General features: G+C 69.2%; 28 protein-coding genes and 1 pseudogene. 10 read left to right on the top strand and 19 right to left on the bottom strand.

Annotated elements, in window-relative coordinates:
- Nucleotides 1–37: 37 nt before the first annotated feature.
- The gene (locus ACFPYL_RS16830) at nucleotides 38–298 is read right to left on the bottom strand and encodes a hypothetical protein (RefSeq protein WP_379156688.1); all 261 of its coding nucleotides are present in this window, start codon (nucleotides 296–298) and stop codon (nucleotides 38–40) included.
- Nucleotides 299–1,267: 969 nt separating this feature from the next.
- Between ACFPYL_RS16830 and ACFPYL_RS16825 the strand changes: the two genes are divergently transcribed.
- The gene (locus ACFPYL_RS16825) at nucleotides 1,268–2,176 is read left to right on the top strand and encodes a hypothetical protein (RefSeq protein WP_379156685.1); all 909 of its coding nucleotides are present in this window, start codon (nucleotides 1,268–1,270) and stop codon (nucleotides 2,174–2,176) included.
- A 122-nt stretch (nucleotides 2,177–2,298) separates the two neighbouring features.
- Here the strand turns inward: ACFPYL_RS16825 and ACFPYL_RS16820 are convergent, their stop codons facing one another.
- A complete protein-coding gene (locus ACFPYL_RS16820) occupies nucleotides 2,299–2,859 on the bottom strand; it encodes a hypothetical protein (protein WP_379156682.1) in 561 nt (186 codons plus the stop codon).
- A gap of 403 nt (nucleotides 2,860–3,262) precedes the next feature.
- On the opposite strand from ACFPYL_RS16820, the gene ACFPYL_RS16815 reads away from it, so the two are divergent.
- The gene (locus tag ACFPYL_RS16815) at nucleotides 3,263–3,673 is read left to right on the top strand and encodes a hypothetical protein (RefSeq protein ID WP_379156679.1); all 411 of its coding nucleotides are present in this window, start codon (nucleotides 3,263–3,265) and stop codon (nucleotides 3,671–3,673) included.
- Between the two features lie 56 nt (nucleotides 3,674–3,729).
- On the opposite strand, the gene ACFPYL_RS16810 is transcribed toward ACFPYL_RS16815, so the two are convergent.
- The gene (locus ACFPYL_RS16810; protein WP_379156676.1) at nucleotides 3,730–3,993 is read right to left on the bottom strand and encodes a helix-turn-helix domain-containing protein; all 264 of its coding nucleotides are present in this window, start codon (nucleotides 3,991–3,993) and stop codon (nucleotides 3,730–3,732) included.
- Between the two features lie 189 nt (nucleotides 3,994–4,182).
- On the opposite strand from ACFPYL_RS16810, the gene ACFPYL_RS16805 reads away from it, so the two are divergent.
- From ACFPYL_RS16805 to ACFPYL_RS16785, 5 genes are all read left to right on the top strand, one after another.
- Nucleotides 4,183–4,599: a single-stranded DNA-binding protein gene (locus ACFPYL_RS16805; protein WP_379156674.1), complete on the top strand. Its 417-nt coding sequence runs from the start codon at nucleotides 4,183–4,185 to the stop codon at nucleotides 4,597–4,599.
- A 27-nt stretch (nucleotides 4,600–4,626) separates the two neighbouring features.
- Nucleotides 4,627–5,109: a hypothetical protein gene (locus tag ACFPYL_RS16800; protein WP_379156672.1), complete on the top strand. Its 483-nt coding sequence runs from the start codon at nucleotides 4,627–4,629 to the stop codon at nucleotides 5,107–5,109.
- A gap of 161 nt (nucleotides 5,110–5,270) precedes the next feature.
- Complete coding sequence (locus ACFPYL_RS16795) at nucleotides 5,271–5,537, top strand: hypothetical protein (protein ID WP_379156670.1); 267 nt, start codon at nucleotides 5,271–5,273, stop codon at nucleotides 5,535–5,537.
- A complete protein-coding gene (locus ACFPYL_RS16790) occupies nucleotides 5,537–6,850 on the top strand; it encodes a hypothetical protein (RefSeq protein WP_379156667.1) in 1,314 nt (437 codons plus the stop codon). The genes ACFPYL_RS16795 and ACFPYL_RS16790 overlap by 1 nt, the downstream gene beginning before the upstream one ends.
- Before the next feature lie 542 nt (nucleotides 6,851–7,392).
- The gene (locus ACFPYL_RS16785) at nucleotides 7,393–8,208 is read left to right on the top strand and encodes an excalibur calcium-binding domain-containing protein (protein WP_379156664.1); all 816 of its coding nucleotides are present in this window, start codon (nucleotides 7,393–7,395) and stop codon (nucleotides 8,206–8,208) included.
- A gap of 165 nt (nucleotides 8,209–8,373) precedes the next feature.
- Here ACFPYL_RS16785 and ACFPYL_RS16780 read toward each other — a convergent pair.
- Together ACFPYL_RS16780 and ACFPYL_RS16775 are read right to left on the bottom strand one after the other, a co-directional pair.
- Nucleotides 8,374–8,562, bottom strand: a pseudogene (locus ACFPYL_RS16780) (DUF255 domain-containing protein); the annotation flags it as partial.
- On the bottom strand, nucleotides 8,559–9,014 hold the full coding sequence (locus ACFPYL_RS16775) for a MarR family winged helix-turn-helix transcriptional regulator (RefSeq protein ID WP_379156661.1): 456 nt from the start codon (nucleotides 9,012–9,014) through the stop codon (nucleotides 8,559–8,561). The gene ACFPYL_RS16775 and the pseudogene ACFPYL_RS16780, both read right to left, overlap by 4 nt.
- A gap of 65 nt (nucleotides 9,015–9,079) precedes the next feature.
- On the opposite strand from ACFPYL_RS16775, the gene ACFPYL_RS16770 reads away from it, so the two are divergent.
- On the top strand, nucleotides 9,080–9,532 hold the full coding sequence (locus ACFPYL_RS16770) for a peroxiredoxin (protein ID WP_379156659.1): 453 nt from the start codon (nucleotides 9,080–9,082) through the stop codon (nucleotides 9,530–9,532).
- Here the strand turns inward: ACFPYL_RS16770 and ACFPYL_RS16765 are convergent.
- Nucleotides 9,529–9,996, bottom strand: coding sequence for an aromatic ring-opening dioxygenase LigA (locus tag ACFPYL_RS16765; protein WP_379156656.1), 468 nt, complete (start codon nucleotides 9,994–9,996; stop codon nucleotides 9,529–9,531). The genes ACFPYL_RS16770 and ACFPYL_RS16765 overlap by 4 nt on opposite strands.
- Before the next feature lie 80 nt (nucleotides 9,997–10,076).
- On the opposite strand from ACFPYL_RS16765, the gene ACFPYL_RS16760 reads away from it, so the two are divergent.
- Nucleotides 10,077–11,720 carry an acetyl-CoA acetyltransferase gene (locus ACFPYL_RS16760; protein WP_379156653.1) on the top strand — a complete coding sequence of 548 codons (1,644 nt, stop codon included), beginning with the start codon at nucleotides 10,077–10,079 and terminating at the stop codon, nucleotides 11,718–11,720.
- Between the two features lie 18 nt (nucleotides 11,721–11,738).
- Here ACFPYL_RS16760 and ACFPYL_RS16755 read toward each other — a convergent pair whose 3' ends face one another.
- From ACFPYL_RS16755 to mca, 13 genes are all read right to left on the bottom strand, one after another.
- Nucleotides 11,739–11,864, bottom strand: a complete 126-nt coding sequence (locus tag ACFPYL_RS16755) for a hypothetical protein (protein WP_379156651.1) — start codon at nucleotides 11,862–11,864, stop codon at nucleotides 11,739–11,741.
- A 44-nt stretch (nucleotides 11,865–11,908) separates the two neighbouring features.
- Entirely contained in the window at nucleotides 11,909–13,414 is a 1,506-nt protein-coding gene (gene araA / locus ACFPYL_RS16750; protein WP_379156648.1) for an L-arabinose isomerase, read from the bottom strand.
- Nucleotides 13,411–14,100 carry an L-ribulose-5-phosphate 4-epimerase gene (locus tag ACFPYL_RS16745; RefSeq protein WP_379156645.1) on the bottom strand — a complete coding sequence of 230 codons (690 nt, stop codon included), beginning with the start codon at nucleotides 14,098–14,100 and terminating at the stop codon, nucleotides 13,411–13,413. The genes araA and ACFPYL_RS16745 overlap by 4 nt, the downstream gene beginning before the upstream one ends.
- A complete protein-coding gene (araB, locus tag ACFPYL_RS16740; RefSeq protein ID WP_379156642.1) occupies nucleotides 14,097–15,800 on the bottom strand; it encodes a ribulokinase in 1,704 nt (567 codons plus the stop codon). The genes ACFPYL_RS16745 and araB overlap by 4 nt, the downstream gene beginning before the upstream one ends.
- Nucleotides 15,797–16,783 carry a LacI family DNA-binding transcriptional regulator gene (locus ACFPYL_RS16735; RefSeq protein WP_379156639.1) on the bottom strand — a complete coding sequence of 329 codons (987 nt, stop codon included), beginning with the start codon at nucleotides 16,781–16,783 and terminating at the stop codon, nucleotides 15,797–15,799. The genes araB and ACFPYL_RS16735 overlap by 4 nt, the downstream gene beginning before the upstream one ends.
- A gap of 41 nt (nucleotides 16,784–16,824) precedes the next feature.
- Nucleotides 16,825–17,829, bottom strand: a complete 1,005-nt coding sequence (gene yjfF / locus ACFPYL_RS16730) for a galactofuranose ABC transporter, permease protein YjfF (protein WP_379156636.1) — start codon at nucleotides 17,827–17,829, stop codon at nucleotides 16,825–16,827.
- Nucleotides 17,829–18,881, bottom strand: a complete 1,053-nt coding sequence (locus tag ACFPYL_RS16725; RefSeq protein ID WP_379156633.1) for an ABC transporter permease — start codon at nucleotides 18,879–18,881, stop codon at nucleotides 17,829–17,831. Before ACFPYL_RS16725 ends, yjfF begins: the two co-directional genes overlap by 1 nt.
- Entirely contained in the window at nucleotides 18,874–20,478 is a 1,605-nt protein-coding gene (locus ACFPYL_RS16720; protein WP_379156630.1) for a sugar ABC transporter ATP-binding protein, read from the bottom strand. The genes ACFPYL_RS16725 and ACFPYL_RS16720 overlap by 8 nt, the downstream gene beginning before the upstream one ends.
- Nucleotides 20,479–20,601: 123 nt before the next feature.
- Nucleotides 20,602–21,600: an ABC transporter substrate-binding protein gene (locus tag ACFPYL_RS16715; RefSeq protein WP_379156627.1), complete on the bottom strand. Its 999-nt coding sequence runs from the start codon at nucleotides 21,598–21,600 to the stop codon at nucleotides 20,602–20,604.
- Nucleotides 21,601–21,724: 124 nt separating this feature from the next.
- Nucleotides 21,725–22,798 (bottom strand): aldose epimerase family protein, encoded by a 1,074-nt coding sequence (locus tag ACFPYL_RS16710; protein ID WP_379156624.1) that lies wholly within the window; start codon nucleotides 22,796–22,798, stop codon nucleotides 21,725–21,727.
- A 16-nt stretch (nucleotides 22,799–22,814) separates the two neighbouring features.
- Nucleotides 22,815–23,792 (bottom strand): LacI family DNA-binding transcriptional regulator, encoded by a 978-nt coding sequence (locus ACFPYL_RS16705; protein ID WP_379156621.1) that lies wholly within the window; start codon nucleotides 23,790–23,792, stop codon nucleotides 22,815–22,817.
- Between the two features lie 74 nt (nucleotides 23,793–23,866).
- Nucleotides 23,867–24,142 (bottom strand): hypothetical protein, encoded by a 276-nt coding sequence (locus tag ACFPYL_RS16700; protein WP_379156618.1) that lies wholly within the window; start codon nucleotides 24,140–24,142, stop codon nucleotides 23,867–23,869.
- Between the two features lie 160 nt (nucleotides 24,143–24,302).
- Nucleotides 24,303–25,202 carry a mycothiol conjugate amidase Mca gene (gene mca / locus ACFPYL_RS16695; RefSeq protein WP_379156615.1) on the bottom strand — a complete coding sequence of 300 codons (900 nt, stop codon included), beginning with the start codon at nucleotides 25,200–25,202 and terminating at the stop codon, nucleotides 24,303–24,305.
- Nucleotides 25,203–25,231: 29 nt separating this feature from the next.
- On the opposite strand from mca, the gene ACFPYL_RS16690 reads away from it, so the two are divergent.
- Nucleotides 25,232–25,627 (top strand): DUF4307 domain-containing protein, encoded by a 396-nt coding sequence (locus tag ACFPYL_RS16690; RefSeq protein WP_379156612.1) that lies wholly within the window; start codon nucleotides 25,232–25,234, stop codon nucleotides 25,625–25,627.
- Nucleotides 25,628–25,727 lie beyond the last annotated feature (100 nt).

Below are 25,727 nucleotides of genomic sequence, written 5' to 3'. Positions count from 1 at the left end.
TGAGCGCGGCCACGACCCGACACAGTCGCGTACAGGACTACGCGGCCTCCTCAGGCTTCGGCTCGATCTGCTCGGGCTTCGACTCTTCGGCGGCCGGCGGATAGAGATACACGTTGTCTGCGTACCGCGTCTGATCGAACTGATGCCTCAGATAGTTCATACGCTTGATGTCCAAGTGCCACGCGTGCAGAGCGCTAAGCACTGCGGGCAGGTTCTTCATGATCAGGCCGAAAGCAATGAGCACTCCGCCGATGCCACTTGCAGCGAGGACTGCGTTGATCAGCTCGGCCTCGTTCATGGGGCACCGCTTCCCACAGTGCCGGGACCCGTATGGGTCAGTGTCGATGTGGCCACTCCAATGCTCCTAACCATGGAGTCGAGACAGGAAGTTGGTGGGAGGTCCCATTGAGGGTGCGCAGGCACGCGTTCGCGGCTGAGTGCACGGGAAGGACGACGACGAGAGCAGGCCAAACTCTCCGTTCAGACAGCAGTCGAGTTCGCTTCCCCGAGCTCTGCCTCCGGCACAACTCACGCTTCAACTTGGTCTGAAAGTCCTCTGTGATTGCTGCAACGTCATCGTACCGCAGCGCTGTGCTTTCACAGTTCGCAAACATCGCTGTGTCGCACCTAGGCATGAGTGCACTCAACGGCGGCCAAGCGCACCGAGTGGGTGTTTGCGCAGGTCAGAGGCGTGCTACGCGACCGCATCGCAAGTCTCAAAGCCGTAAATTACCGACGGGTAACCGATGCGCCGACCCAATGAATCGCTTTGCGCGACTGCCGGGAATGCTTAGAAATGCCTCAAACAATTCTCAGAGCGGCATTAACAAATTCAGAATTGCGTCGTCGACAAAAGTGGACGGAGTCCAGCCTGGGACCGACCCTCGCGCGTCCGAAGCCTGATCGAAGGATGCGCCCAACGCCCTAAGTTGGCAAGGGTCAGACTGAAACTGCTTCCCACTGGCTTAAAAAGGCGCTTGGGGGCCCTGTGCCTGACTGCCTGGCCCTGCCAAACCCGTACATCTAACTCCCTATCGGGTGAAGCAAAAACAGTTCGGATGCGCCGTTGCTTGCGGGGTCGGTGACCGACCACTCCCTAGGCCGGACGAGCTGGGGCGGACGTCGTCGTGACCTCTCACGAAGGTGCTGCCGACAGCGCGTCATACCGCGTTCCGCCGACCTGGGCGGTGAGCAAGGTCCTGCAACAGAGTCGCCGTGGGATACCGTTTTCCCTCCCGCTGGATCAATGCGACGTACGGTCATCGCCGTGGACAGCGAGTGGTCTGACGAGATTCTGGTTTCTGGGGCGAACCTCAACGCCTACCGGTTGGTCTACGAGGCCGAGACATGGCTGAGACGGATCGCCTTGACCGGTCTTCTCCTTGCGCACGGGCCGGCCTGGGCGGCCGAGATCGACTCGTCGCTTCGGGGTCGGCTTGAGGCTCAGTCAAAGGTCAACGCCACTCGTTGGGTCCTTGGCATCGACGCCGAAGAAGAACTGCTCTGGTCGACGACGCTTGGCCAGCTAGCCAAGGTGCTGACGAGCTCAACCATCGCCGATCAGATTTCAAGCCTGACAGGCACCACTGGAGCGGTCCTGGCCAACCGAATCGAGTCCATCGGGGCAGTGCGGAACGCCTTGGCCCACAATCGAGCGATCTCGAGTGACACCCTCGACGTTCTTAGGGGCGACTTGGTCGTTGTCCGATCGGCAGTTGGACGGTTTAAGTCTCAAACGCTCTATGCCCAGTCAGACATCCTTAGCAATACGGTGCCTGCGGACCTTGCATCGTTTGTGCACGAGTTCGACACGGCAACACGACGACTGTCTGCGCAGCAGTTGTTCGTTTCGGCGAACGAAGAATTCGTGATGCTGGTGCGGCTCCCCGTTCAACCGTTCGACCGTTGGCCACGCATCGCCAAGGTTCGCGAGTTGGTTGGGACGACTTCCCACCTCTTGCTCTGCGTGCTGATCAACAAACATGGGGACGAGCTGCAGTTTGTACTGCCTCGCTCACTCCCGAACGCCGAGAAGCTTGAGGTCCTCGAACGATTCGTTGCCGTGGTCTCCTCGTTCGAGGCCTGGACCAGTCGGGCGCCGGAATCGCAGCATCCCGCGGACGCTTCGTGGCCCCGTGCTTGGTACTACGAGAACCGCCGCGATCCCGACAGGTGACAAGTTGGTCGTCACGCAGTCCCGTGATCCTGGGGCGTGTGTCGTCGGAAACCTGCGTCCGACTGGCCAGGTGGAGGACCTGCGGCCTTGGAAGGTGCGTCAAAGCCGCGAGAGCCGCCCAGTCAGAACGGCGGACGCTTGCGCGCTTCCGAGTCGAGCCACGACATGAACTCGCTTGGATCGCGTAGGGGCCGTTTGATTCGCACGGCCGGCCGCCCGCGAGCTTCGGCGGGCTCGTGGTACTCCGGAGCCTGTGCGTCCGCACAAGGGAGCCATCCCATGATGTCGACGATCCCGCGATCAGCAAGGTCGTCCTCAGCAGTGCACCAAAAGACCGCATCACATGCCATTCGGCTTAACTGCGAAGACACGACGGTCCGCTCGAAGCGAGCGTAATCCCGGCGCCTAGACGTCTTTACCTCAACATGCGCGACTATTCGGGTCCATCCGGTCGGACTGAAGCTCAACTGCAGGTCGCCTTGGCCGGTGGCAATAGATGTCGGGTCGTCAGCGATGCTCTGCACCTCTGCCCCTTGTTCGGTGAGCCAACGGAGAACAGCGTCCTCCCCCAACAGCCCGACGAGGTTCATGTCTTCAGAGGTGACGCCATAGGACAGCGTCGCCGGGTCCATGTTGTCCTGTCGCGCCGATGCACGAGCGCGCAACTCGTCGAGCGCGAGCACGGGGACCTGAACGGACCTCCATTCGGGGACAAGCCACGACTCCATATCACGAGAGTGATCCACCAGCAGCACAAAGCGCTAGTCGTACTCGAGCCCTTGTAGCCTCTCGTGTGTTTCCGCCGCGTGGGGGTGCAGTGAAGGGCCCGTGCACCGGGCGCTGGTCCGCGCGAGTGGTCCTCGGTCAATCGGCCGCCTAGCGTACGGATGTGGATGACGAGTGAGGGCGGTTGAAGTAGCTCGCCGATCGGGCACCGAAGTCTTCGGGCTTGCGGGCGGAGCCACGGAGCACACGCTGCTCGAGTTCTGGCGGTGGTCATCCTCGGACTTGCTCAGTAACGCAACGCGAGGCGTCCTGGCCGAGTACATCGTTGGCCTGGGCCTGGGGTGTGCCGGAGGAACTCGAATGGAATGGGACGCCGCCGACCTACTCACACCAGACGGCCTACGGGTAGAGGTGAAGTCCGCGGCCTATCTGCAAACGTGGGCTCAAACTCGACCATCCAGGATCACGTTCGGCATTCGGCCGACCACCGGTTGGGATGCCGCGACCAACTCGCTGTCCGAAACCCGCATGCGACAGTCGGACGTCTACGTGTTCGCGCTCCTCCATCACCAAAACAAGAGCACCGTTGATCCCCTCGACCTCGACCAGTGGACCTTTCATGCGATGTCGACGCTGAAGCTCAACAAGTACGTACCGGAGCAGCGGTCAATCGGCTTGGCCTCGCTGATGGGACTAGAGCCTGAGGTCGCCCAGTTCGAGGGGCTACCAGCGGCGGTCTCCCGAGCGTTCGCGTACGTCGGCGAGCACTAGGCAGGATTACCCGTCCGACGCTTGCGACGTGCGTCTATCCGCCGCGCTCGGGCGCGCTATTCATCAAGCGCTGCACTCTTGTCCTGGCCCACCGCCACCGGATTCATAACGACTGGGGCGCCAACGTCCCTGCGACGCACACCGGCCTGGTCTAGAGCCCGACGCACCGCCGTCTGGGTTCGGTCGGTGAGTTCGGCTAGTTCACGTAATGAAAGCCCGTTGCGATAGCCCGCCGCGACGAACGCGATGAGTTCTTCGCGTTGCGCCGCCGTCGGGCGGCAACTCGCAGTTCCTGCGAACTGCGGGAGCGGATCCTTCATGGGACGCGACGGGTAGGGCACCCCATTGCACCTACCCCGAACGAGTCGGTCTACTCGCCGGAGGATCGACAGCCGCAGGTGTCGCTAGGTCGGCCTGCCCGCTCCGGCCTCGAGGCTGACTGGCACGGAGGCCGCACCTGAAGGTCGAAGCAGCGCCAACGAGGTACTGCACGAGATCAGAGGCTTCCCATGTCCATTCAGACCCAAATGAGCTTGGCCGGCTTCGTCGCGGCCGACCCTGACCTGCATTTCACGTCCGCTGGAGCGGAGTACGTCCGACTCCGAGTCGGCGTCGAGCAGTGGCGCAAGGAAGCCGACGGCAGCTTCACCAAACTCGATCCCTCCTTCCACGACATGGTTGCCTTCGAGAGCACAGCGCGGGAGCTCTACGCCCGGTTCCGCAAGGGCGACTCGTTCGTGGCCAGTGGCTACGTCCACGAGTACGAGGTCGAGCGCGATGGCGGGAGCGTGATCAAGGAGGAGTTCGTGGCCCGCAAGATCGGGCACAACGTCAACAAGACCGCCTACGAGGTCCAGCGCCGCCGACTCGCCCCCAGTCCCCCGCAGTCGGCCGCCGAGCCTTCCGACCCGGCTATCGGCTTCTGAGACCCGGTGTCGGCGATGTCAATCACGATGACCCGCGACGAACCGCCTGGGCCGATCAACTGGAATGTCCTCGATGCAGACCAGGCCGAGGTCGAGTGGCGCGATCTGGATCGGTTCGTGTTGTGGCTCAAGACGTCCTTCGGGCTCTCGCCGTCGATCGTGCCGCCGCACTGGCACCGCCATGACGAGCTGATCTGGGAGCTGTCCGCTCTTCATCTGCACTTCCTGGCCTGCTATGACGAGGTGGCGTCGCCGTCGGCGCCGATCGTGTGGATGCGGGAGTTCGCCGAGGCGCGGCATCGGCTGCGGGAGTGGGTCTCCGTCTGCGGAACTCGGCTGGACCGGGACCGCCCGACCCGCCAGACCGGGTGGCCCGGAGAGAAGGTGGAGGCACCGGGAGTAGAGGTCATGATCGAGGATCGGACGGCCGACTTCGAAGAGTTCGTCCGCGCCGACGTACTCCGCCGCCGACGCGCTCAGGCGACCGTCGACCAGCAGCTCCTCGGCTGACCCCTTCCGCCGCTCGCGACACGCCTAGACGCGGGCTGTCCACAGGAAGGCTCAGCGACGTGCTCGATGCGAACTGACCCGCTCGACGATGCAGAAACCCATCTAGGGAGGTCATCATCCAACTGGGACACGCACGATCTCTGGCGCTGGCCCGCACCTACGTGGCCGCGCTCGCCGACCACGCCGTCGACGAGGACGCCGCCTCGGCCTACGAGCACGTCCTCATCGAGCTCGACCGTCTCCACGACGACCAGAGCCCCGACATCGACGCCGACGCCGCTACTGGAGATCGCGAACTGTGGTTCGAGCTCGCCCTCGTCACCATCGCGAACCTGACCCGTCACGGGGTCGAACCGCTCAGTGTCGAGCTCCTCTGCTGGATGCTCCTCGACGCCCACACCGCAGACGTCGGCCAGGGTGCCGGCTGATGTACGCCGAGACCGGCGCCGCGATGCGCACCGCGCTCGCCGAACTGCTGCGTCAGCACCGCGTGCAGCACCGGCTCGGCCACTCGACCGCGGAGCGGACGGAGGCCGGGAAGCAGGTCCGTCGATACCGCCACAGCGTCCTGACTTGGTGCGGGCAAGCGCTGGAGTCGGTCAGCCCGATGACGTTCGTCAATCAACCAAGCCGGCGGGCCAATCCGTTCCGCGCCGTTGCCGCAGGCGCCGGCGCCTCGCCGGCCGGAGAGCTCGCTCGCTCCATCGACGTGGCCCTCGCCGGCGATACGGCAGCGTGCGCCTCCGGCAAGGAGCTCACCACACCTACCGGAGAACTACATGTGGAGCTCTGGCGCCAGGTCGCCAAGGCCGCAGCGCTGGCGGAGCACGACACAGCACCCGCAATCGCGGCGACCATGACCGCCCCGCAGGCCCAGGCCGTTGTGGCCGACGTCGCCGCGATCGTCCAGGCCTTGGTCGTGCTCGACCAGCGCCACAGCAACACCCCCGAGTGGCACTTTCTCAAGCAGGGCGGTCACCTAGGCTGGGCCGCCCTCGCCGCAGCACTCGACGTCAGCCTCGGTCAGCCGGACTACACCGTGGACCGGCTCGGCTGGCATCCGCCGGTCAAGCCGATCTCCGGTCCGCCGAGACCCGGGATCCTCGGTGTGCTCCAAGCGGAGCACAACCTGGTCGTGAAACTTGGGTCATCGCTCCCAAGCACGATCAACCTGCGGTACGTGATCGACTCCCAACGCATCCTGTCGCACCACCTCACGCCGTTCGCCGACCGAATCGACGGCCGGCTCGCGGAACGCTGGGACACCCGTGCCGACACCTATGCCACGCTCCAACGACAGTTCCGCAGCGTCAGCGGCCTCCTCGGCACGGGCGGCGGAGCTGCGGCGGCCGAAGGCGGCAACGCCGTCGCCCGTCTGCGGAGCCTGCCAGCAGACACCATCTTGGAACCGCGGGTCCTCGGCGGCTTCCAACTGCTCTTCGACCAACTCGATCAACACATCGCCGACGTCATCGAAGAAGGCATCACGTACGGCGCGTTCGCGCAACGAACCCGGCTCCCCCGCCCCGCCGAGACCGACGACCTCGCCGCCACCATACGCGACCAGCTCGTGACCGTGGATCGCACACGCAACCGGAACCTGCTCGACACGATCCACGCCCTGATCCCTCACCCGACCCGGCCGACCACTACGGCAGGCACCACGCGCGCCGACCTCTGTGGCGCGCTGATCCACCGACCTTCTATCCGCGCTGATCGATCGGGTCCGGTCAGTTTGTGATGCAAGGAGATGACGAGCATCGTGGCTAAGACCCGCACCGGCATCAGAACTGACACCTCGAGCCGCCATCCGGGCCCAGGGGGCGATCCAAAACACGTGTTCCTCGACGCACGAGCTGTCATGCACCGATACAACTGGGGCAAGACGCGGGGCTACCGAAATCTTAAAGATCGAAGCCTGGTGCCGCCCCCTGCGGTGACCCATCCGGATCGCTGGCGGCTGGATCAGCTGATGGCTTGGGAGGAGCGAGGCGTGTCGGTCACCGAACCGACTGAGCCCGACACCATCGAACGCCTACTCAATCTCCTGCCCCAACCGAAGCGAGCGCCTCGTCGATCGGCGTGACCTCGCTTTGCGAGAGGAGCGCCCCGCACCGTTCGACAAAATTCGGCCTATCTCGGCGAAACCCACGCTGACCTGCAACCAGGACGAAGCACACCATCGCAACCTCGGCCTGAGGGCACCAATGTTTCCAACCTTGACCCAAAACACGACACCGGACGTAGCGTCGACGGGACATCACTCGACATCGGGGGTCTCCAGTGAAGTCACGCCTCATCCACGTTGCACTCGGACTCGTCGTCGGCCTCGCCGTCGCGATCATTGCGATCCCAGCAGCATCGGCACCCGCGGTAGCCGGCTCGGTCAACTGCAGCGACTTCGGGTCTCAAGCGTCGGCGCAGCGATGGTTCATCAACCACGGCGGGCCTCAATCCGACCCTGCTGGTCTCGACACCGATCACGACGGAGTCGCCTGCGAGTCCAACCCCTGCCCTTGCTACTACGGTCAGGGTGGAGGCGGAGGCGGTGGAACCCCGGGGCACACAGGCGACGGCAGCCAAGTCGGTCAGGTACACCCCGGGCCCGGCCGTTGCGCGTGGAACTACAAGGACAAGCCCACCGATGCCCCATCGGTGATCAACGTGAAGCGAACAGCGCTCGACGTGTGCCGAAAGGGATACCTGCGGGTCCGCGTCTTCGGCGGCGACTTCGTCAGAGATCAAACTGACCTCGTCCGGATCTACTTCGACACACGGCGTGGGCGCAATGGTCCGGAGTTCGCCGTCGATTGGTACATGGGAACGAACCCCGCTACAGCGGCTGGATCCGTGTTCTTTGGCAGGTCGACCTCATGGCGGAGCAGTGACGAGGTGAAGTGCAAGGGCATCCACCGCGCGGTCAACTATCGGAGCGACGTGATCACTTTGGCCGTGCCTCGGAGGTGTCTCGGTTGGCCGTCGGCCGTTCGATGGTCGGGCTTCACGGGCAAGATCACGAGGGTCACCAAGCACACCATGTACGGCAAGTGGGACGACTTCCCGCGCGAGAATGCGTTGCCGACGAAGTGGGTCGCGTAGCTCCTCGTCCGCGACGCCACCCGAGCGGCAAGGCTGGCGCAGTCGGACTTGGCCGAGTGATACACGAGAGTGATACACGAAGCCCCGGAATCGGCGTCAATTGGCGATGCAGGGCGACCCCGAACGGCGCTGATTGGCCCTGGTTTGAGCGTGAATCGTCTCCCGAGGCGTGCCCATGAGCGTGCGCGCCGTCACGTGGCACCAGTGGCACGCGGCGTACCCGACGCTGAGCAGCACCGGCACGTTGCGGCGCCGGGCCTCCTCGAACGCGGCCGGCTCCCACTCCCACCAGTCGACGGGGTTGCCGGCGTGCTGGAGGAGGTACGGCGAGGTCGCGGAGGCGAGTCGGTTCACGCGTCCAGGCTCTCAGGCGGAGTGGCGGCGAGGTTGGCCAGCACCTTCGCGAGGCTGGCGCGGAGCGCGTCGTACTCCTCAGGGGACAGCCCGAGCGACTTCCAGAGGCGCAAGGGCACCTCGGCGACCTCGTGCTGGAGCGCGCGCCCGTCGGCGGTCAGCGTGACGATGACCCGGCGCTCGTCCTCGGGGTCCCGCGCCCGGGTCACCAGGCCGGCGGCCTCCAGCCGCTTGAGCAGCGGCGTCAGGGTGCCGGAGTCGAGCTGCAGCCGCCGGCCGATCTCGCTGACGCTCAGGGACGGGGTCCCCCAGAGGGCCAGCATCACCAGGTACTGCGGGTAGGTGAGGCCGACCTCGGCGAGCAGCTCGGTGTACTCCCGGGTGATGGCCCGGCTGGCGGCGTACAGCGGGAAGCAGAGCTGTACGTCGAGATCCAGCTGCGGGTACTCCACGTGGTCGACGATACCGTGCGAAGAATTAGATTGTGCCCAACTCAATTGTGCGACATAGTTCAGGCATGAAGCCCGGAAGCACCGCCCCCGAGTTCGAGCTGGCCGACCAGGACGGCGCGCCGTGGTCGCTGCGCTCGCACCTGACGGAGGGCCCCGTCGTGCTGTTCTTCTACCCGGCCGCGTTCACGACGGGCTGCACCAAGGAGGCCTGCTACTTCCGCGACATCACCGCGGAGTTCCGCGCCGCCGGCGCCACCATCGTGGGCATCAGCCGCGACGACGTGGCGACGCAGAAGCGCTTCGACGACGAGTACGGCCTCGGCTACCCGGTGCTGTCCGACCAGGACGGCGCGGTCGCGGCGGCGTACGGCCTCAAGCGCCGGATGCCGGGCCTGCCCGCCAAGCGCGTCACGTTCGTGGTCGCGCCCGACGGACGCGTCGTCGAGGAGATCGCCAGCGAGCTGAACATGAACGTCCACGCCGACAAGGCACTCGCGGCACTCGCGGCCCTCGGCTAGATCGTCCGCGGCACGGGTCGCCGCGCGAGCCGCATCAGCACCCAGCCGAGCAGCATCAGCACGACACCGATCACCGACACGAAGGCCGCGACGCCGAAGGCCACCACCGAGGTGAAGAGGCTCGCCTGCAGGAACGACGCCGTCATCACCGTGTCGCGGTTGGGGTCGTCCTGCGGGAGCTCGGCGTAGGTCTTGCCGCCGCCGATCTCCAGCGCGTGCTTGTTGATGACGTCGGCCTGGGCGTACGCCGTGAACGGCCCCTTCACGTCCTTGCCGGCGAAGTGGGCGGCGTCGTCGGACACCGAGATGTTCTGGTCCGCGAGGGTGCTCGAGACGACGGCGTACGTCACGATGCCGGCGACCAGGAAGACGGCTCCGAGGACGGCGACGATGACGCCGACGACCCGGACCGCCCTGTCGTTGCTCGTGGCCGGTGCCGCACCGGCGGGCGCACTGTCAGACATGGACCCAGCAGAGCACCAGTCGACTGTGAACCGCGTCACCCAGACCGGGTGAACGTGCTCCTCGCGGTTACCGTCACGCCATGCGCGCCAGCGACCTCGACCCCGCCACGCCCGTGCTCGTCGGCGTCGGCCAGTACGCCGAGAGCATCGACGACCCGGGCTACGAGGCACTGTCCGCGGCCGACCTCGCCGGGCGCGCGGCGGCGCAGGCCCTCACCGACACCGGTGCGGAGATCGCCGCGGTGGCCGCCGCGATCGACACGGTCGCCGGGGTGCGGCAGTTCGAGATCTCGGGGCCCGGCATCGAGGTGACGCTGGGCGCGGCCGACAACTTCCCGCGCGCCGTGACGGGCCGGATCGGCGCCGACCCGGCGCACGCGATCCTCGAGGTCGCCGGCGGCCAGGCACCGCAGAGCCTGGTGACGGAGATGGCGGGCGACATCGCGGCCGGGCGTCGCGAGGTCGTGCTGCTCGCGGGAGCCGAGGCGATCTCGACGGCGCGGCACTTCGAGGGCCGCGACGACCGCCCGGACTTCAGCGAGACCGTCGGCGGCCAGCTCGACGACCGGGGAGCCGGCCTGCGCGGCCTGGTCTCGTGGCACACGGTGACCCACGGCCTGATCGGCGCCCCGGTGCAGTACGCCATGCTCGAGAACGCCCGCCGGGCCCGGCTCGGCCTGTCGCGTGCGGCGTACGACGAGCAGATGGGCGACCTCTTCGCGCCGTTCACGAGAGTGGCGGCGGCCAACCCGCTGGCCGCGGCCCCGACCGAGCGGACCTCGGCCGAGCTGGTCACGCCCAGCGAGCGCAACCGGCCGATCGTCGACCCGTACCCGCGCTTCGTCGTCGCCCGCGACCAGGTCAACCAGGGCGCAGCGGTGCTGCTGATGTCGGTCGCTGCCGCCCGCCGTCTCGGCGTGGCGGAGGACCGCTGGGTCTTCCTGCACGGCCACGCCGACCTGCACAGCGCGGAGCTCGTCGAGCGCGACGACCTCAGCCGCTACCCGGTGGCCGAGCTCGCGGTCCGGCACGCGCTCGAGGTCGCGGACGTCGAGCTGGACGACGTCGACTTCCTCGATCTCTACTCGTGCTTCCCGGTCGCGGTCTCGGTCGTGCTCGACGCGCTCGACCTCGCGGCCGACGACCCGCGCGGACTGACGTTGACCGGTGGCCTGCCGTTCTTCGGCGGCTCGGGCAACAACTACTCGATGCACGCGATCGCCGAGGCGGTGCAGCGCTGCCGGGCCCACCCCGACGAGCTCGGGCTGGTCGGCGCCAACGGCGGCACCATGTCGAAGTACTCGGTCGGCCTCTACTCGGCCAGGCCGGTCGGGTGGCGCCCGGACCGCAGCGCCGAGCTCCAGGCCGAGGTCGACGCGTGGCCGACCACGCCGTACACGCACACCCCGGAGGGGTGGGCGACGATCGAGACGTACTCGGTGCGCTTCCTGCCCGACGACCGGCGTGCGGGCACGGTGGTGGGCCGTCTCGAGGCGACCGGCGAGCGCTTCCTCGCCAAGACGAGCGGCGCCGACACCGAGATGCTCGACCTGCTCGCCGGTCCCGACCCGGTCGGGCAGCGGGCCTACGTGCGGGCGTTCGACGACGCCAACCGGGTCACGACGAGCCAGGAGCGGATGGACGCGACGAGACCGCGCCCGCCGGCCGGCCCGGATCGCTCCGAGACCGACCGGCAGGCGGCGGAGTTCGACGCGCTGCTCTGAGCGGCGCCCAGGCCAGGCTCAGACGCCGCGGCCGCCGCGCACGCGGCCGAGGATGAACAGCACGAGGGCGACGATCGCCAGGATGATCAGAATGGTCCACAGCATGGTGGGCTCCCTCCAGTTGGTGCGTCGGTGACGACGCACCAGGAGCGGTAACCGATCGATCCGGACCCCAAACTCGGCCTCGCTCAGAGGCCCTCGGCGAGCCGCCGGTACGCCGCGCTCCAGCGCAGCTCCTGCTGGAAGCGGCGGGTCGTGGTGTCGGCGTCGATGACGAGCGCCTCGACGCCGGTCATCTCCGCGAAGTCCTCCCAGACCTCCCGGCCGACCGCCTTCGAGAGCACGGTGTGGTGCGGCGCCCCGGCCATCAGCCAGGACTCCGCCGACACCGACAGCGACGGCCGCGGCTCCCAGACGGCGCACGCGACGGGCAGCTGCGGGAGCGCCTCGTCGGGCTCGACCACGTCGATCTCGTTGAGGGTCAGGCGCATCCGGTCGCCGAGGTCCGAGAGCCCCGCGACGACGGCCTCGCCGGGTGCAGCCGTGAACCGCAGCCGCACCGGGTCCTCGCGACCGCCGATCGACAGCGGGTGCACCTCCAGGGTCGGCTGGCCGGCGGCGATCGAGGGGCAGACCTCGAGCATGTGCGCGCCGAGCACCTTCTCTGCGCCGGGGACCAGGTGGTACGTGTAGTCCTCCATGAAGGAGCTGCCGCCCGGCTCGTCGCCCTCCATCACCTTCGCGGCACGCAGGAGGACCGACGTCTTCCAGTCGCCCTCGCCGCCGAAGCCGTAGCCGTCGGCCATCAGGCGTTGTACGGCGAGGCCGGGCAGCTGCCGCAGCCCGCCCAGGTCCTCGAAGTTCGTGGTGAACGCGCGGAAGCCGCCCTCGGTGAGGAACTGCCGCAGGCCGAGCTCGACCCGGGCGCCGTAGCGCAGCGACTCGTGCCGGTCCCCGCCCGGGAGCAGCTCGGGCGCCACGGCGTACGAGTCGGCGTACTCCGTGACGAGCTTGTCGACGTCGGCATCGACGACGGCGTCGACGACGGCGACCAGGTCGTTGACGCCGTACGTGTTGACCGCGACGCCGAAGCGGCGCTGCGCCTCGACCTTGTCGCCCTCGGTCACGGCGACGTTGCGCATGTTGTCGCCGAAGCGGACGAGCTCGAGGCGCCGCAGCTCGTGGCGGCCCATCGCGGCGCGCGCCCAGATCGCCGTACGACGCGCGACCTCCGGCGAGCGCACGTGGCCAGCGACCGTCTTGCGAGCGACGCCGAGCCGGGTCTGGATGTAGCCGTGCTCGCGGTCGCCGTGCGCGGCCTGGTTGAGGTTCATGAAGTCCATGTCGATCGTCGACCACGGGAGCTCCATGCCGGCCTGCGTGTGCAGGTGCAGCAGCGGCTTCTGCAGGGCGTCGAGCCCGGCGATCCACATCTTGGCCGGCGAGAAGGTGTGCATCCACGTGATGACGCCGACGCACTCGGGGGCGCTGTTGGCCTCGAGCATCTGGCGGTGGATGGCGGCCGCGTCGAGGAGCACGGGCTTCCAGACGACAGGCACCGGCATGCTCGCGCCGAGCTCGCGGGCGACCTGCTGCGACTGCGCGGCCACCTGGTCGAGTGTCTCCGGCCCGTAGAGGCTCTGGCTGCCGGTCAGGAACCAGACTTCGGGCACGGGCGTGGCACTCGTGGTCATCGGCGATCCTTCTGCTGTCCGTAGACGTTCTGGTAGCGGTGGTGGAGCGAGTCGACGTGGGCCTGCGCGATCGGGATCGGCTCGCCGAGCTGGCGCGCGATGTGCACGGTGCGGGCGACGTCCTCGCACATCACGGCGGCCTTGACCGCGGCCCGGGCGGTCGGCCCGACGGTGAAGACACCGTGGTTCTGCATCAGGACGGCGGGCGAGCGGCTCGCCCGCAGCGTCTCGACGATGCCGCGCCCGATGGAGTCGTCCCCGATCATCGCGAACGGCCCGACGGGGATCTCGCCCCCGAACTCGTCGGCGCCCATCGTCAGCACGCACGGCACCGCCTCGCCCCGGCTCGCCCAGGCGGTGGCGTACGTCGAGTGCGTGTGCACGACGCCGCCGACCTCGGGCATCTCGCGGTAGACGTAGGCCTGCGCCTCGGTGTCGGACGACGGGGCGTGCCGGCCGTCGACGACCTTGCCGTCGAGGTCGCAGACCACCATGTTCTCGGGCGTCAGGTCGTCGTAGGAGACGCCGCTCGGCTTGATCACCAGCAGGTCGTGGCCCGGCACCCGCGCCGACACGTTGCCCGCGGTCCACACGACGAGCTGGTAGCGGGTGAGCTGCTCGTGCAGGGCGCAGACCTCGCGGCGCAGGGCGGCGACGGTGCCCTGGACGCCGGTGACGGCGCTCATGACGTCACCGCCGGTGCCGACGCCGTACGACGGCGCTCGACCGCGGCCCGCCGGATCGCCTTGAGCCGGCGCATCGCGCGGTCGCGGCGCCCGAAGTGGTCGTGCAGCTGCAGGTACTCCTCGAAGAGCTGGTCGTAGACCTGGGCCCGGGCGTCGTCGGGGAGGTAGGCGTCGCGCACGACCTTGCCCATGCTCTTCGCGGCCGTCGACACGTCGGCGTACGCGCCCGCGGCGACCGCGGCGTGGATGGCGGAGCCGAGCGCCGGCCCCTGCTCGGAGCCGATGACGGACAGCGGGAGCCGCGTGACGTCGGCGTAGACCTGCATGAGCAGCGGGTTCTTGGCCAGGCCTCCGGCGACGATGAACTCCTCGACCGGCACCCCGCTGTCGCGGAACGTCTCGACGATCACCCGGGTGCCGAAGGCGGTGGCCTCGAGCAGCGCGCGGTAGACGTCCTCGGGCCGGGTGGCGAGGGTCTGGCCGACCACGATCCCCGAGAGCTCGTGGTCGACCAGGACCGACCGGTTGCCGCTGTGCCAGTCGAGCGCGACCAGGCCGTGCTCGCCGACCTCCTGGCGCGCGGCGAGCTCGGTCAGCAGCTCGTGCAGGCCCTGGCCCGCGGCGGCCGCACGCTCGGCGTACGCCGCCGGGACGGACGTCTCGGTGAACCACCCGAAGATGTCGCCGACACCGCTCTGGCCGGCCTCGTAGCCCCACGACCCGGCGACCACCCCGCCGTCCACCACGCCGCACATGCCGGGGACCTCGCGGAGGATGTCCGAGCTCATGATGTGGCAGGTCGAGGTGCCCATGATCGCGACCATCTGTCCGGGTCCCACGGCCTGTGCGGCGGGCGCTGTGACGTGGGCGTCGACGTTGCCGACGGCCACGGCGATCCCCTCGGGCAGCCCCGTCCACGCGGCGGCCTCGGCGGTGAGGGTGCCGGCCCGGTCCCCGAGCTGGCCGATCGGCTGGTCGAGCTTGTCGGCGACGAAGCCGCCGAAGCCCGGGGCGAGCGCCTCGAGGAAGTCGACGCTCGGGTAGCTGCCGTTCTGGAGCTGGCCCTTGTAGCCGGCGGCGCACGCGTTGCGGACGTACCGGCCCGTGAGCTGCCAGACGATCCAGTCGGACGCCTCGACGAAGCGCTCCATCGCGTCGTACGTCGCGCGGTCGTCCTCGTAGAGCTCGAGCCCCTTCGCGAGCTCCCACTCCGAGGAGATCAGACCGCCGTAGCGCGGCAGCCAGGCCTCCTCGCGGTCGGCCGCCAGCCGGTTGATCCGGTCGGCCTGCGGCTGGGCGGCGTGGTGCTTCCACAGCTTCACGTAGGCGTGCGGGCGACCGGCGTGCTCGGGCAGCTCGCAGAGCGGGGTGCCGTCGGCGAGCGTCGGCACCATCGTGCAGGCGGTGAAGTCGGTGCCGATGCCGATCACGTCCGCGGCGTCGATGCCCGCGGCCGCGACGGCGGCCGGGACCGCGGTGCGCAGCACCTCGCGGTAGTCCTCCGGCACCTGCAGCGCCCAGTCGGGGGCCAGCTCGGTGCCGTCGGGCAGGGACCGCTCGAGCGCGCCGTGCGGGTAGGCGTGGGTCGCGCTGCCGAGCTCGGCGCCGTCCGCCACCCGCACCACGACGGCGCGGCCGGACAGGGTGCCGAAGTCGACACCGACGACGTACTGGTCCTGCGTGCTCCCCTGGCTGGTCATCGGGTCCTCTCGCTGGTGCTGGCGCGGACCACCAGGTCCGCGTCGATCAGGCGCTCGGGCAGCTGTCGCTCCCCCGCGATCGCCGCCTGCAGGATCTCGATCGCGCGGGTGCCGACCGCCGCGAAGTCCTGGCGGACGGTGGTCAGGGGCGGGATCAGGTACGCCGCCTCCGGGATGTCGTCGAAGCCGACGACGCTGACGTCGCCGGGCACCGACCGCCCGGCCTCGGACAACGCACGCAGGAGGCCGAGCGCCATCTGGTCGTTGGCGGCGAAGACCGCGGTGATGTCGGGGCGCCGCGCGATCTCGACGCCGGCGGCGTAGCCGCTGCTGGCGGTCCAGTCCCCCGGCACGTGCGGGTGCGGCCGCAGCCCGGCCCCGTGCATCGCGCGCTGCCAGCCGGTCAGCCGGGCCCGCGCCTCGGTCCAGGGCAGCGGCCCGGCGAGGTGCACGATCTCGGTGTGGCCGAGGTCGAGCAGGTGCTGGGTGGCGAGCTCGGCACCACGCACCTGGTCGACGCCGACCGTCAGCCGGGTGGTCGCGTCGTCGCCCTCGACGACCACGATCGGGACGCCGGTCGCCTCCTGGGCGCGGGCGACCTCGAGCGCCTCGTCGTTGGCGGCGATCAGCACGATGCCCTCCACCCGCTGGTCGTGCAGGTGGTCGACCGCGTCCAGGACCTCGGCCCGGGTCATGGTCGGGAGGTTGACCGAGCTGACGAAGAAGCCGGCGTCGCGGCCGGCCGACTGGATGGCCCGGTGCACGGTGCTCGGCCCCCAGAAGCCGGTGCGCGACCCGATGACCCCGACGGTCGCGGACCGCTTCGTGACCAGCGCCCTGGCGGCCTTGTTGGGCCGGTAGCCGAGCTGACGGATCGCGCGCTCGACGCGCTCGCGGGTCTCGGGCCGCAGGTTCGTCTGGCCGTTGACCACGCGCGACACCGTCTGGTGCGAGACGCCGGCGAGGCGTGCGACGTCGGCCATCACCGGCGTCCTCTCGGCCGGTGGTCGTGGGGCGGTCTCGGTCACGGCTGCCGCCGCGTGGCGAACCGCTGGACGACCACGAACACCAGCAGCAGGGCGCCGGTGATGATCCGGATCCAGTAGGAGCTGAGCGTGCCGTCGAAGGAGATGAGCACCCGGATCAGGCCGAGCACGAGGACGCCGAGCAGCGAGCCCACGACGTACCCGCGACCACCGGTGAGCAGCGTGCCGCCGATGACCACCGCGGCGATGGCGTCGAGCTCGGTGCCGATCGCGTGCAGGCTGTTGCCGGACAGGATGTAGAACGAGAAGAGCAGGCCGCCGAGCGAGGCGCAGAAGCCGCTGATGACGTAGACGCCGACCTTCGTGAAGGCCACCCGCAGGCCCATCAGCATCGCGGAGCTCTCGTTGCCGCCGATCGCGTAGACGGTGCGACCGAAGCGGGTCCGGGCGAGCACGTACGCCGCGATCGCCACCGTCGCCAGCGCGATGATCGCCGTCCACCGCAGGTAGTAGTCGCCGAACGTGACGGTCTTGAACGCCAGCTTGGTGAAGGTGGGGTCGCTGATCGAGATCGACTCGACGCTGATCAGGTAGGTGAGCCCGCGGGCCAGGAACAACCCGGCCAGGGTGGCGATGAACGGCTGGATGTCGAAGTAGTGGACCAGCAGCCCCATCAGCAGGCCCAGCAGCGTGCCGGTCGCGAGCACCGCGGCCATCGAGAGGTATGGCGACCAGCCCATCTCCAGCGTCTTCGCGGCGATCATCGTCGACAGCGCCACGACCGACCCGACCGAGAGGTCGATGCCGCCGGTGAGGATCACGAACGTCATGCCGACGGCGAGCACGATCAGGAACGCGTTGTCGATGAGCAGGCTGAGCAGCACCTGCGGGTCGGAGAATCCCTCGTAGCGGACGCCGCCGAGCGCGAACAGACCCACGAAGAGCGCCAGGGTCGCGATGACCGGCAGGAAGCGGGACGGCGGCGAGTAGCCCTTGACGCGGTCCCAGAGCGAGACGGCGGGACTGGCGGTGGCGGCGCTCATCACGCTGCTCCCTTCGCGAGGGCGGGCACGGACGGGCCGCGACGATGGACCCGGAAGAGGGCGCGGACCTTCGGGGACTGGAGCAGGCAGACGGCGATCACGACGACGGCCTTGAAGAGGTAGTTGAGCTCCGAGGGGATCCCGATGTTCGGGATCGTGCGGGCCAGGGTCGCGATGAAGAGCGCGCCGACGAGGGTTCCGGTGAGCGAGAACCGGCCACCGGCGAGCGACGTACCGCCGATGACCACGGCGAGGATCGCGTCCAGCTCGATCCAGAGGCCGAGGCTGTTGGCGTTGACGGAGTTGGTGTTGGCCGCGATGACCAGGCCCGCGATGCCGGCGCACAGACCGGAGAACGCGTAGACGGTCCAGATGATCGTGCGCGAGCGGACGCCGGCGAGGCGGCTGGCCTCGGGGTTGATGCCGACGGCCTCGATGAGCATGCCCAGCGCCGTACGACGGGTGAGCAGCGCCGTGAGGGCGAAGACGCCGAGCGCGATGATGAAGGCCAGCGGCACCGTCAGCACGTAGCCGGAGGCGAGGTCGCTGAACCAGCCGTTGCGGACCGTGGTGATCTGGCCGTCGGTGATGGCCATCGAGATGCCGCGGCCCGCGACCATCAGGATCAGGGTGGCGATGATCGGCTGGATGCCGACGACCGAGACCAGGAAGCCGTTCCAGGCGCCGAGCACGATGCAGACGGCGAGCGCGTAGGTGCACGCGAGCACCGCGGTCGTCAGCGCACCCTCGTCCCCCGCACCGACGATCCGCGTGCAGGCGACCGCGGCGGAGATGGCCGCGATCGCACCGACGGACAGGTCGATGCCGCGGGTCGCGATCACTAGGGTCATGCCGAGGGCGACGAGGAGCACCGGCGCGCTGTTGCGCACGATGTCGACGAGGTTGCCGTAGAGGTGCCCGTCCTGCATCCGGATGTCGAAGAAGTTCGGCTTCACGAGCACGTTGATCAGCAGCAGGACGAGCAGCGCCAGCACCGGCCACAGGAGCGGGTGGCGCAGCACGCGCTGGGTGAGGGTCGCGGTCTCAGGCACGGTCGCCCTCCTCCTGCTCGGAGCGGGCCTCGCCCGCGATGATCTCGAGGACGTCGCTGACGCTGACGTCGCGGTTGGGTCGTTCGTCGATCTTGCGGCGGTCCCGCATCACGACGAGGCGGTCGCTCAGGCGGAGCACCTCCTCGAGCTCGGCGGAGATGAAGACCACCGCCATGCCCTGTGCCGCGAGCTCGGCGACCTTCGCCTGGATCTGCGCCTTCGCACCGATGTCGATGCCGCGCGTGGGCTCGTCGAGGATCAGCACGTCGGGCTGGGTGATCAGCCAGCGGGCCAGGAGCACCTTCTGCTGGTTGCCACCGGAGAGGTTGCGCATCAGGGCGGTCGGGTCGGCGGGCCGGATGTCGAGCGCCGCCATGTACTGCTCCACGAGCTGGTTCCGGGTCGCCTGCGGGATCGGCCGCAGCCAACCTCGCGAGGCCTGGAGCGCGAGCAGCATGTTGTCGGCGACGGTGAGGTCGCCGACGATCCCCTCGGCCTTGCGGTCCTCGCTGGAGAACGCCACGTTGCGGTCGATGGCGTGCCGGGGGCTGCGCAGCTTGCGGCGCGACGACCCGATCGCCACCTCGCCGGTGTCCGCGGTGTCCGCACCGAAGAGGAGCCGGGCGAGCTCGGTGCGGCCGGAGCCCAGCAGGCCGGCCAGGCCGATCACCTCGCCCTCGTAGACCTCGAGGTCGGTCGCCTCGAGCGACCCCTTGCGACCGATGCCGACGGCCTTCAGCACCGGCGTGCCGGACTCGTCGGCGGTCGTGGCGCTGACCTCGCGGTCGAGCCGCTCGAGGGCCTCGAGCTCCCGGCCGATCATCAGCTTCACCAGCTGGAGCTGGGTGGTCTCGGCGACCATCCGCTCCTCGACCAGCGCGCCGTTCCGAAGGATGGTCATCCGGTCGGCGATCTCGTAGACCTGGTCGAGGAAGTGGGAGACGAAGACGATCGCGACGCCCTGGTCGCGCAGCCGTCGCATCACCTCGAAGAGCTTCGCGACCTCGTCGGCGTCCAGGCTGGAGGTCGGCTCGTCGAGGATCAGGACCCGCGCCTCGACGTCGACGGCGCGGGCGATCGCGACCAGCTGCTGGATGGCGATCGGGTGCTCGCCGAGGTCCGAGGTGGGGTCGATGTCGATGCCGAGGCTCTCGAGCCGCTCACGGGCCCGTCGGTTCATCGCTCTCACGTTGATCGAGCCGAAGCGCCGCGGCTCGCGGCCGAGCAGCATGTTCTCGGCCACCGTGAGGTTCGGCAGGAGGTTGACCTCCTGGTAGACCGTGCTGATGCCGGCGGCCTGCGCGGCCGCGGGCGAGGTGAAGGCGTGCTCGTCGCCGCCGACGAGCACGGTGCCGGCGTCGATGCTGTAGACGCCGGTGAGCGCCTTGATCAGCGTCGACTTCCCGGCGCCGTTCTCGCCCATCAGGGCGTGCACCTCACCGGGGTAGAGCCGCAGCGAGACCTCGTCCAGCGCGCGCACGCGGCCGAACGTGATGGAGATGTCGCGCATCTCGATCACCGGTGCCCGGTCGGCCGGCACCCGGGTGCCCGACTCGGACGACTCGAGGTCCATCTGGGTCATCTCGTTCCTCTCCATGCTGCATGGTCCACCCGGTCGGGGCGGCCCCGCTGAGTCATCGAGCCCGCCCGGAGGTGACCGGACGGGCCCGATGGCTCGGCGACGGTGCGTCGTCGTACGACGTCGTGGCGGATCGGTGGATCAGTACTGACGGTCGGGCAGGGCCTCGGTGGCCTGCGCCTGGTCGAACGTCGTCTCCTCGGTGAGGATCCGCGGCTCGACCTCCTCGCCGTCCAGGACCTTCTTGGCCAGATCCATCAGCTGCGGCCCGAGCAGCGGGCTGCACTCGACGATGAAGTTGATCTTGCCGTCGGACAGCGCCTGCATCCCGTCGTGGACCGCGTCCACGGTGATGATCTTGATGTCCTTGCCGGGCGTCAGGCCGGCGGCCTCGATCGCCTCGATGGCACCCAGGCCCATGTCGTCGTTCTGCGCGAACAGCACGTCGATGTGGTCGCCGGACTGCAGGAAGGACTCCATCACCTGCTTGCCGCCGTCACGGGTGAAGTCACCGGTCTGCGAGGCGACGACCTTGATGGACGGGTCGGCCGAGATGGAGTCCGCGAAGCCCTCGCCACGGTCGATCGCGGGCGCCGCGCCCGTGGTGCCCTCGAGCTGGACGACGTTGATCTTGCCGTCGCCGTCGGTGTCGGCCTCGTCGGCGTTGTCGACGACCCACTGGCCGGCCTTCTGGCCCTCCACGACGAAGTCGGAGCCGAGGAAGGTCTTGTAGAGCGAGGTGTCCTTGGAGTCGACGGCCCGGTCGGTCAGGATCACCGGGATGCCGGCCGCCTTGGCCTCGTTGAGCACGGCGTCCCAGCCGGTCTCGACGACCGGGCTGAAGGCGATCACGTCGACCTTCTGCTGGATGTAGGAGCGGATCGCCTGGATCTGGTTCTCCTGCTTGCCCTGGGCGTCGGTGAACTTCAGGTCGATGCCGGCCTCCTTGGCGGAGTCCTGGATCGACGTGGTGTTGGCGGTGCGCCAGCCGCTCTCGGCGCCGACCTGGGCGAAGCCCATCGTGATGCTGCCGTCGTCCGAGGCCGTGGCGTCGCCGCCGGCGGAATCGCTGCCACACGCAGTGAACGCGAACGCGCTCAAGGAGATCGCGCTCGCCGCGATCAGGGTCTTCTTCAGCACTGGTTTTCCTCCAGATCGTCGGGCTCTCCACCCTGTGACCGGTGTCACTGAGGCATGAGTGTGAGCGCTAACATTCCTGGCCGTCAACCCCTGCGACCAGATTGCGACCGAGAAATGTGAACGCTCACTTCGCGGCGGCGGAATCGGAACGATCCAACGCCGCGAAGTCCCACTCGAGGCGCGCCCGGTAGGTCTCGCCCGGGTCGAGCCGGGCCGACGGCCACGCCGGTCGGTGCGGCGAGTCGGGGAAGAGCTGCGGCTCGAGCGCGATCCCGTCGCCCTGGCGGTAGCGCCCGCCGTGGGTCGAGCGCCGGGTACCGTCGAGGTTGTTGCCGGTGTAGACCTGCAGCCCCGGCTGGTCCGAGCGCAGCTCGAGCCGCACGCCGGACCGCAGAGATTCCAGCACCGCGTGCGTGCGCAGCTCCTCCCCACGCACGACGTAGTTGTGGTCGATCCCCCGGGCATCGACGACCTGCGGGTGCTCGGCGCGCACGGCCGGACCGATCGGCGCCGGCACGCGGAGGTCGAACGGCGTGCCCGCGACCGGCGCGTGCTCACCGAGCGGGATGCCGGTCGCGTCGACCGGGGTGAACTCGTCGGCCGCGACCATCAGCAGGTGGTCGTCGACCGTGCCCGCACCCTCGCCGTCGAGGTTGAAGTAGGCGTGGTTGGTCAGGTTCAGCACGGTGGGCGCGTCGGTCGTCGCCTCCATGTCGACGCGTACGGCGTCGCCGTCGACCCGGTAGCGCACCAGCACCGAGACCTCGCCCGGGAAGCCCTGGTCGCCGTCCGGGCTCACCAGGCCGAGCGCCACCTCGTCGGGTCCGTGCTCCACCACGTCCCAGAGCCGTCGGTCGAAGCCGTCGGGCCCGCCGTGCAGGCTGTTCCCACGGTCGTGGACGCCGACGACGACCTCGCGGCCGTCGAGCACGAACCGGCCGCCGGCGATCCGGTTGGCGTAGCGACCGATCGTGCCGCCGACGTAGTCGGAGCTCGCGAGCCGCTCGGCCACGTCCGCGTGCCCGAGCACGACGTTGCGGCGCCGGCCGTCACCCCCGGCCACCTCCAGACGGTGCACGGTGGCGCCCAGGGTGAGCACCTCCACGACCGGCCCGGGGGCCGATCCGATGCTCAGCAGACGGACCTCGCGGCCGTCCGGAAGGTGGTCGAAACGGCGTCCGGGCGGCCCCTGCGTCATGATGTGAACGTTAACATCAGCGGCTCGACGGCGGTCCCGTCGAGCCGCGCGCGACGAGGGTCGGCTCGAGCAGCCGGGTCGCCGGTCCGGACTCCCCGCCGAGCGCCCGCAGGACCAGCTCGACGGCGCTGCGGCCGAGCTCGGAGAAGGCCTGGCTGACGGTGGTCAGCCCGGGCCAGAAGTACGCCGCCTCGGGCACGTCGTCGAAGCCGACGACGCTGATGTCACCGGGCACCGCCCGACCGTGCTCGTGCAGGGCCTTGAGGACGCCGAGGGCCATGCCGTCGTTGGCGACGAAGACCGCGGTGACCTCCGGGTCCTCGGCGATCCGCTGCCCGGCGCGGTAGCCGCTGCCCGCCGACCAGTCGCCGGCCAGCTCGGGACCGGGGAGCAGCTGGCGCCGCTCGTGGGCGTCGTGCCAGCCGGCCCGGCGCTGGCCGGCCTCGACCCACTCGAGCGGGCCGGTGACGTGGGCGACGTGCCGGTGGCCGAGGTCGAGCAGGTGCTCGGTGGCCAGTCGGGCCCCCGCCACCTGGTCGATGCCGGCGGCCAGGGCCTGCCCGGCGCTGACCCCCTGGACGAGCACCATCGGGACCGGGAGGTCGAGCGAGAGCGCACGCTCCATCGAGTCGCGGTGCGCGACGGCGACGACGAGGGCCTCGACCGCCTCGTCGAGCAACCGGTCGACCGCGCCCTGGAGCGACTCGGGCGCGAAGTCCGAGACGCCGACGAGCGAGACGTCGTAGCCCGCGTCGTGGCCGGCCTCCTGGACCGCGACCGCGATCATGCTCGGCCCGTGCAGGGCGAGGTGCGCCGAGATCATCCCGATCCGGCCGGACCGGTTGGTCGCGAGCGAGCGGGCCGCGGAGTTGCGGCGGTAGCCGAGCTCGTGGATGGCGTCGAGGACCCGGGCCCGGGTCGCCTCCTTCACCAGGGAGGCGTCGTTGAGGACCCGCGACACCGTCTGGTGCGACACGCCCGCCAGGGCGGCCACGTCGGCCATGCTCGGCGGCCGTCCCCGAGGTCCCGGCGCTGCCCCCACTCCCGCCATGGAGGCATCGTAGGACCTCAGACCGTGTCGGCGGGGTCCTGCTCCGTGCGCGCCGTGGCCGGCGTCTGCTCGGGCATCGGGACCGGCTTGCGGTCGGACGGGTCGTAGAGCCCGGCCTCCTCGGCGGCGTCCACCTTGCGCAGCTGCTTGACCAGGCTCCAGCCCAGGAACGCGACGGCCAGGATCAGGCCGATGAAGATCGCGAACGCCACCCAGCCGGCCTTGACGTCGTTGGCCTCCGGCACGTCGTCGACGAACGAGAGGACCTGCGGAAGGACGGTCAGCACCTGCATGACGACAGTCTCTCACCAGGCCGCGGCGACCGACTCAGCACCTGCTACGCGACGCGCTGGACGCACGCTGACAGCGTTTCCGTCGCTCGAAAGACGATCGGGTATGCCATCGCTCCGGCGCCTTGTCATCGCACGCCCATCGCGCCGCTCGCGACGGCGCTCAGTCGATCACCACGGCCTGGGGGTCGACGATGCCCGCGAAGAGGTCGTCCTCCGGGGTCGCGGAGTCCACGAAGCTCTTCACCAGCTCGAAGTCCTCGGTCGGCCAGGTGTCGACCTGGATCTCGCGCGGGATGGCGAACCAGAACCCGTCGGGGTCGATCTGGGTCGCGTGGGCCAGCAGCGCCTGGTCGCGGACCCCGAAGTAGTCCGAGCACGGCACCCGGGTGGTCACCCGGGCCTCCCACTCGGGCTCGTCCTTCCACTCCTTGAGCCGCTCCTCCCAGGGCGACTCCAGGCCGTGGGCGACCATCGCGTCGTGGATCGCCTGGATCCGGGCCTTGTTGAACGAGTGGTGGTAGTAGAGCTTGAGCACCTGCCACGGCTCCCCGAGCTCGGGGTAGCGCTCCGGGTCGGCGGCCGCCTCGAAGGCGTAGACGCTGATCTCGTGGCACTTGATGTGGTCGGGGTGCGGGTAGCCGCCGCGCTCGTCGTACGTCGTCAGGACGTGCGGCCGGAACTCGCGGATCAGCTTGACCAGCGGCGCCGCGGCCTCCTCGATCGGCACCAGCGCGAAGCAGCCCTCGGGCAGCGGGGGCTTGGGGTCGCCCTCGGGCCAGCCGGAGTCGACGAAGCCGAGCCAGTCCTGACGGATGCCGAGGATGTCGCGGGCCCGCTCCATCTCCTGGCGCCGGATCTCGGTGATGTTCTCGAGGATCTCGGGACGGTCCATCTTGGGGTTGAGGATCGAGCCGCGCTCGCCGCCGGTGCAGGTCGCGACGTGGACGTCGACACCTTGGGCTACGTACATGGCGGTGCTGGCGGCGCCCTTGCTCGACTCGTCGTCGGGGTGGGCGTGCACGTGCATGAGCCGGAGGCCGGCGCGGGGCTGCTGGGTCACGTGGCAATCGTAGATGGGAGGATTCCGGGGTGAGCCAGCCGACCGACCTCGCCGACCGGTACGGCGCGCCGGCACCCTGGCGGCGCCGTACGTTGGTCGCGGCGTGCGTGGTCGTCATCGCCGCGTTCCTGGGTTGGCTGGGCTGGACGATCTGGGACCAGTCCACCCCGGACGTGCGCTCCGACCTGGTCGGCTACGACATCGTCGACCAGCACCACGCGGCGGCGACCGTCGAGGTCCGGCTGCGCGAGGGGGTCGCCGCGAGCTGCACGCTGCGGGCGTACGCCGAGGACCACACCGTGGTCGGCGAGCTGGTCTTCGCGCCCACCGACGGCCGGAGCGACCAGACCGTGCGCACCGAGCGGATGGCCACGTCGGTCGAGCTCCTGGGGTGCACCGCCCCCGGCCAGAACCGCCCCCGCTGACCCACCTGTTGTTAGACTTCCCGGTCTGACGCTCCCCGCAGGGCCGTCGAGGACGGCCCGGCGCGATCGCCCATACCCCGATCAGCGCACCTGTCGTTTA

The organism is Nocardioides hankookensis, assembly GCF_042658885.1.
GTDB lineage: Bacteria > Actinomycetota > Actinomycetes > Propionibacteriales > Nocardioidaceae > Nocardioides > Nocardioides hankookensis.
The sequence above is the reverse complement of the archived record's forward strand: the minus strand, read 5'-3'. Positions and strand labels throughout refer to the sequence as shown.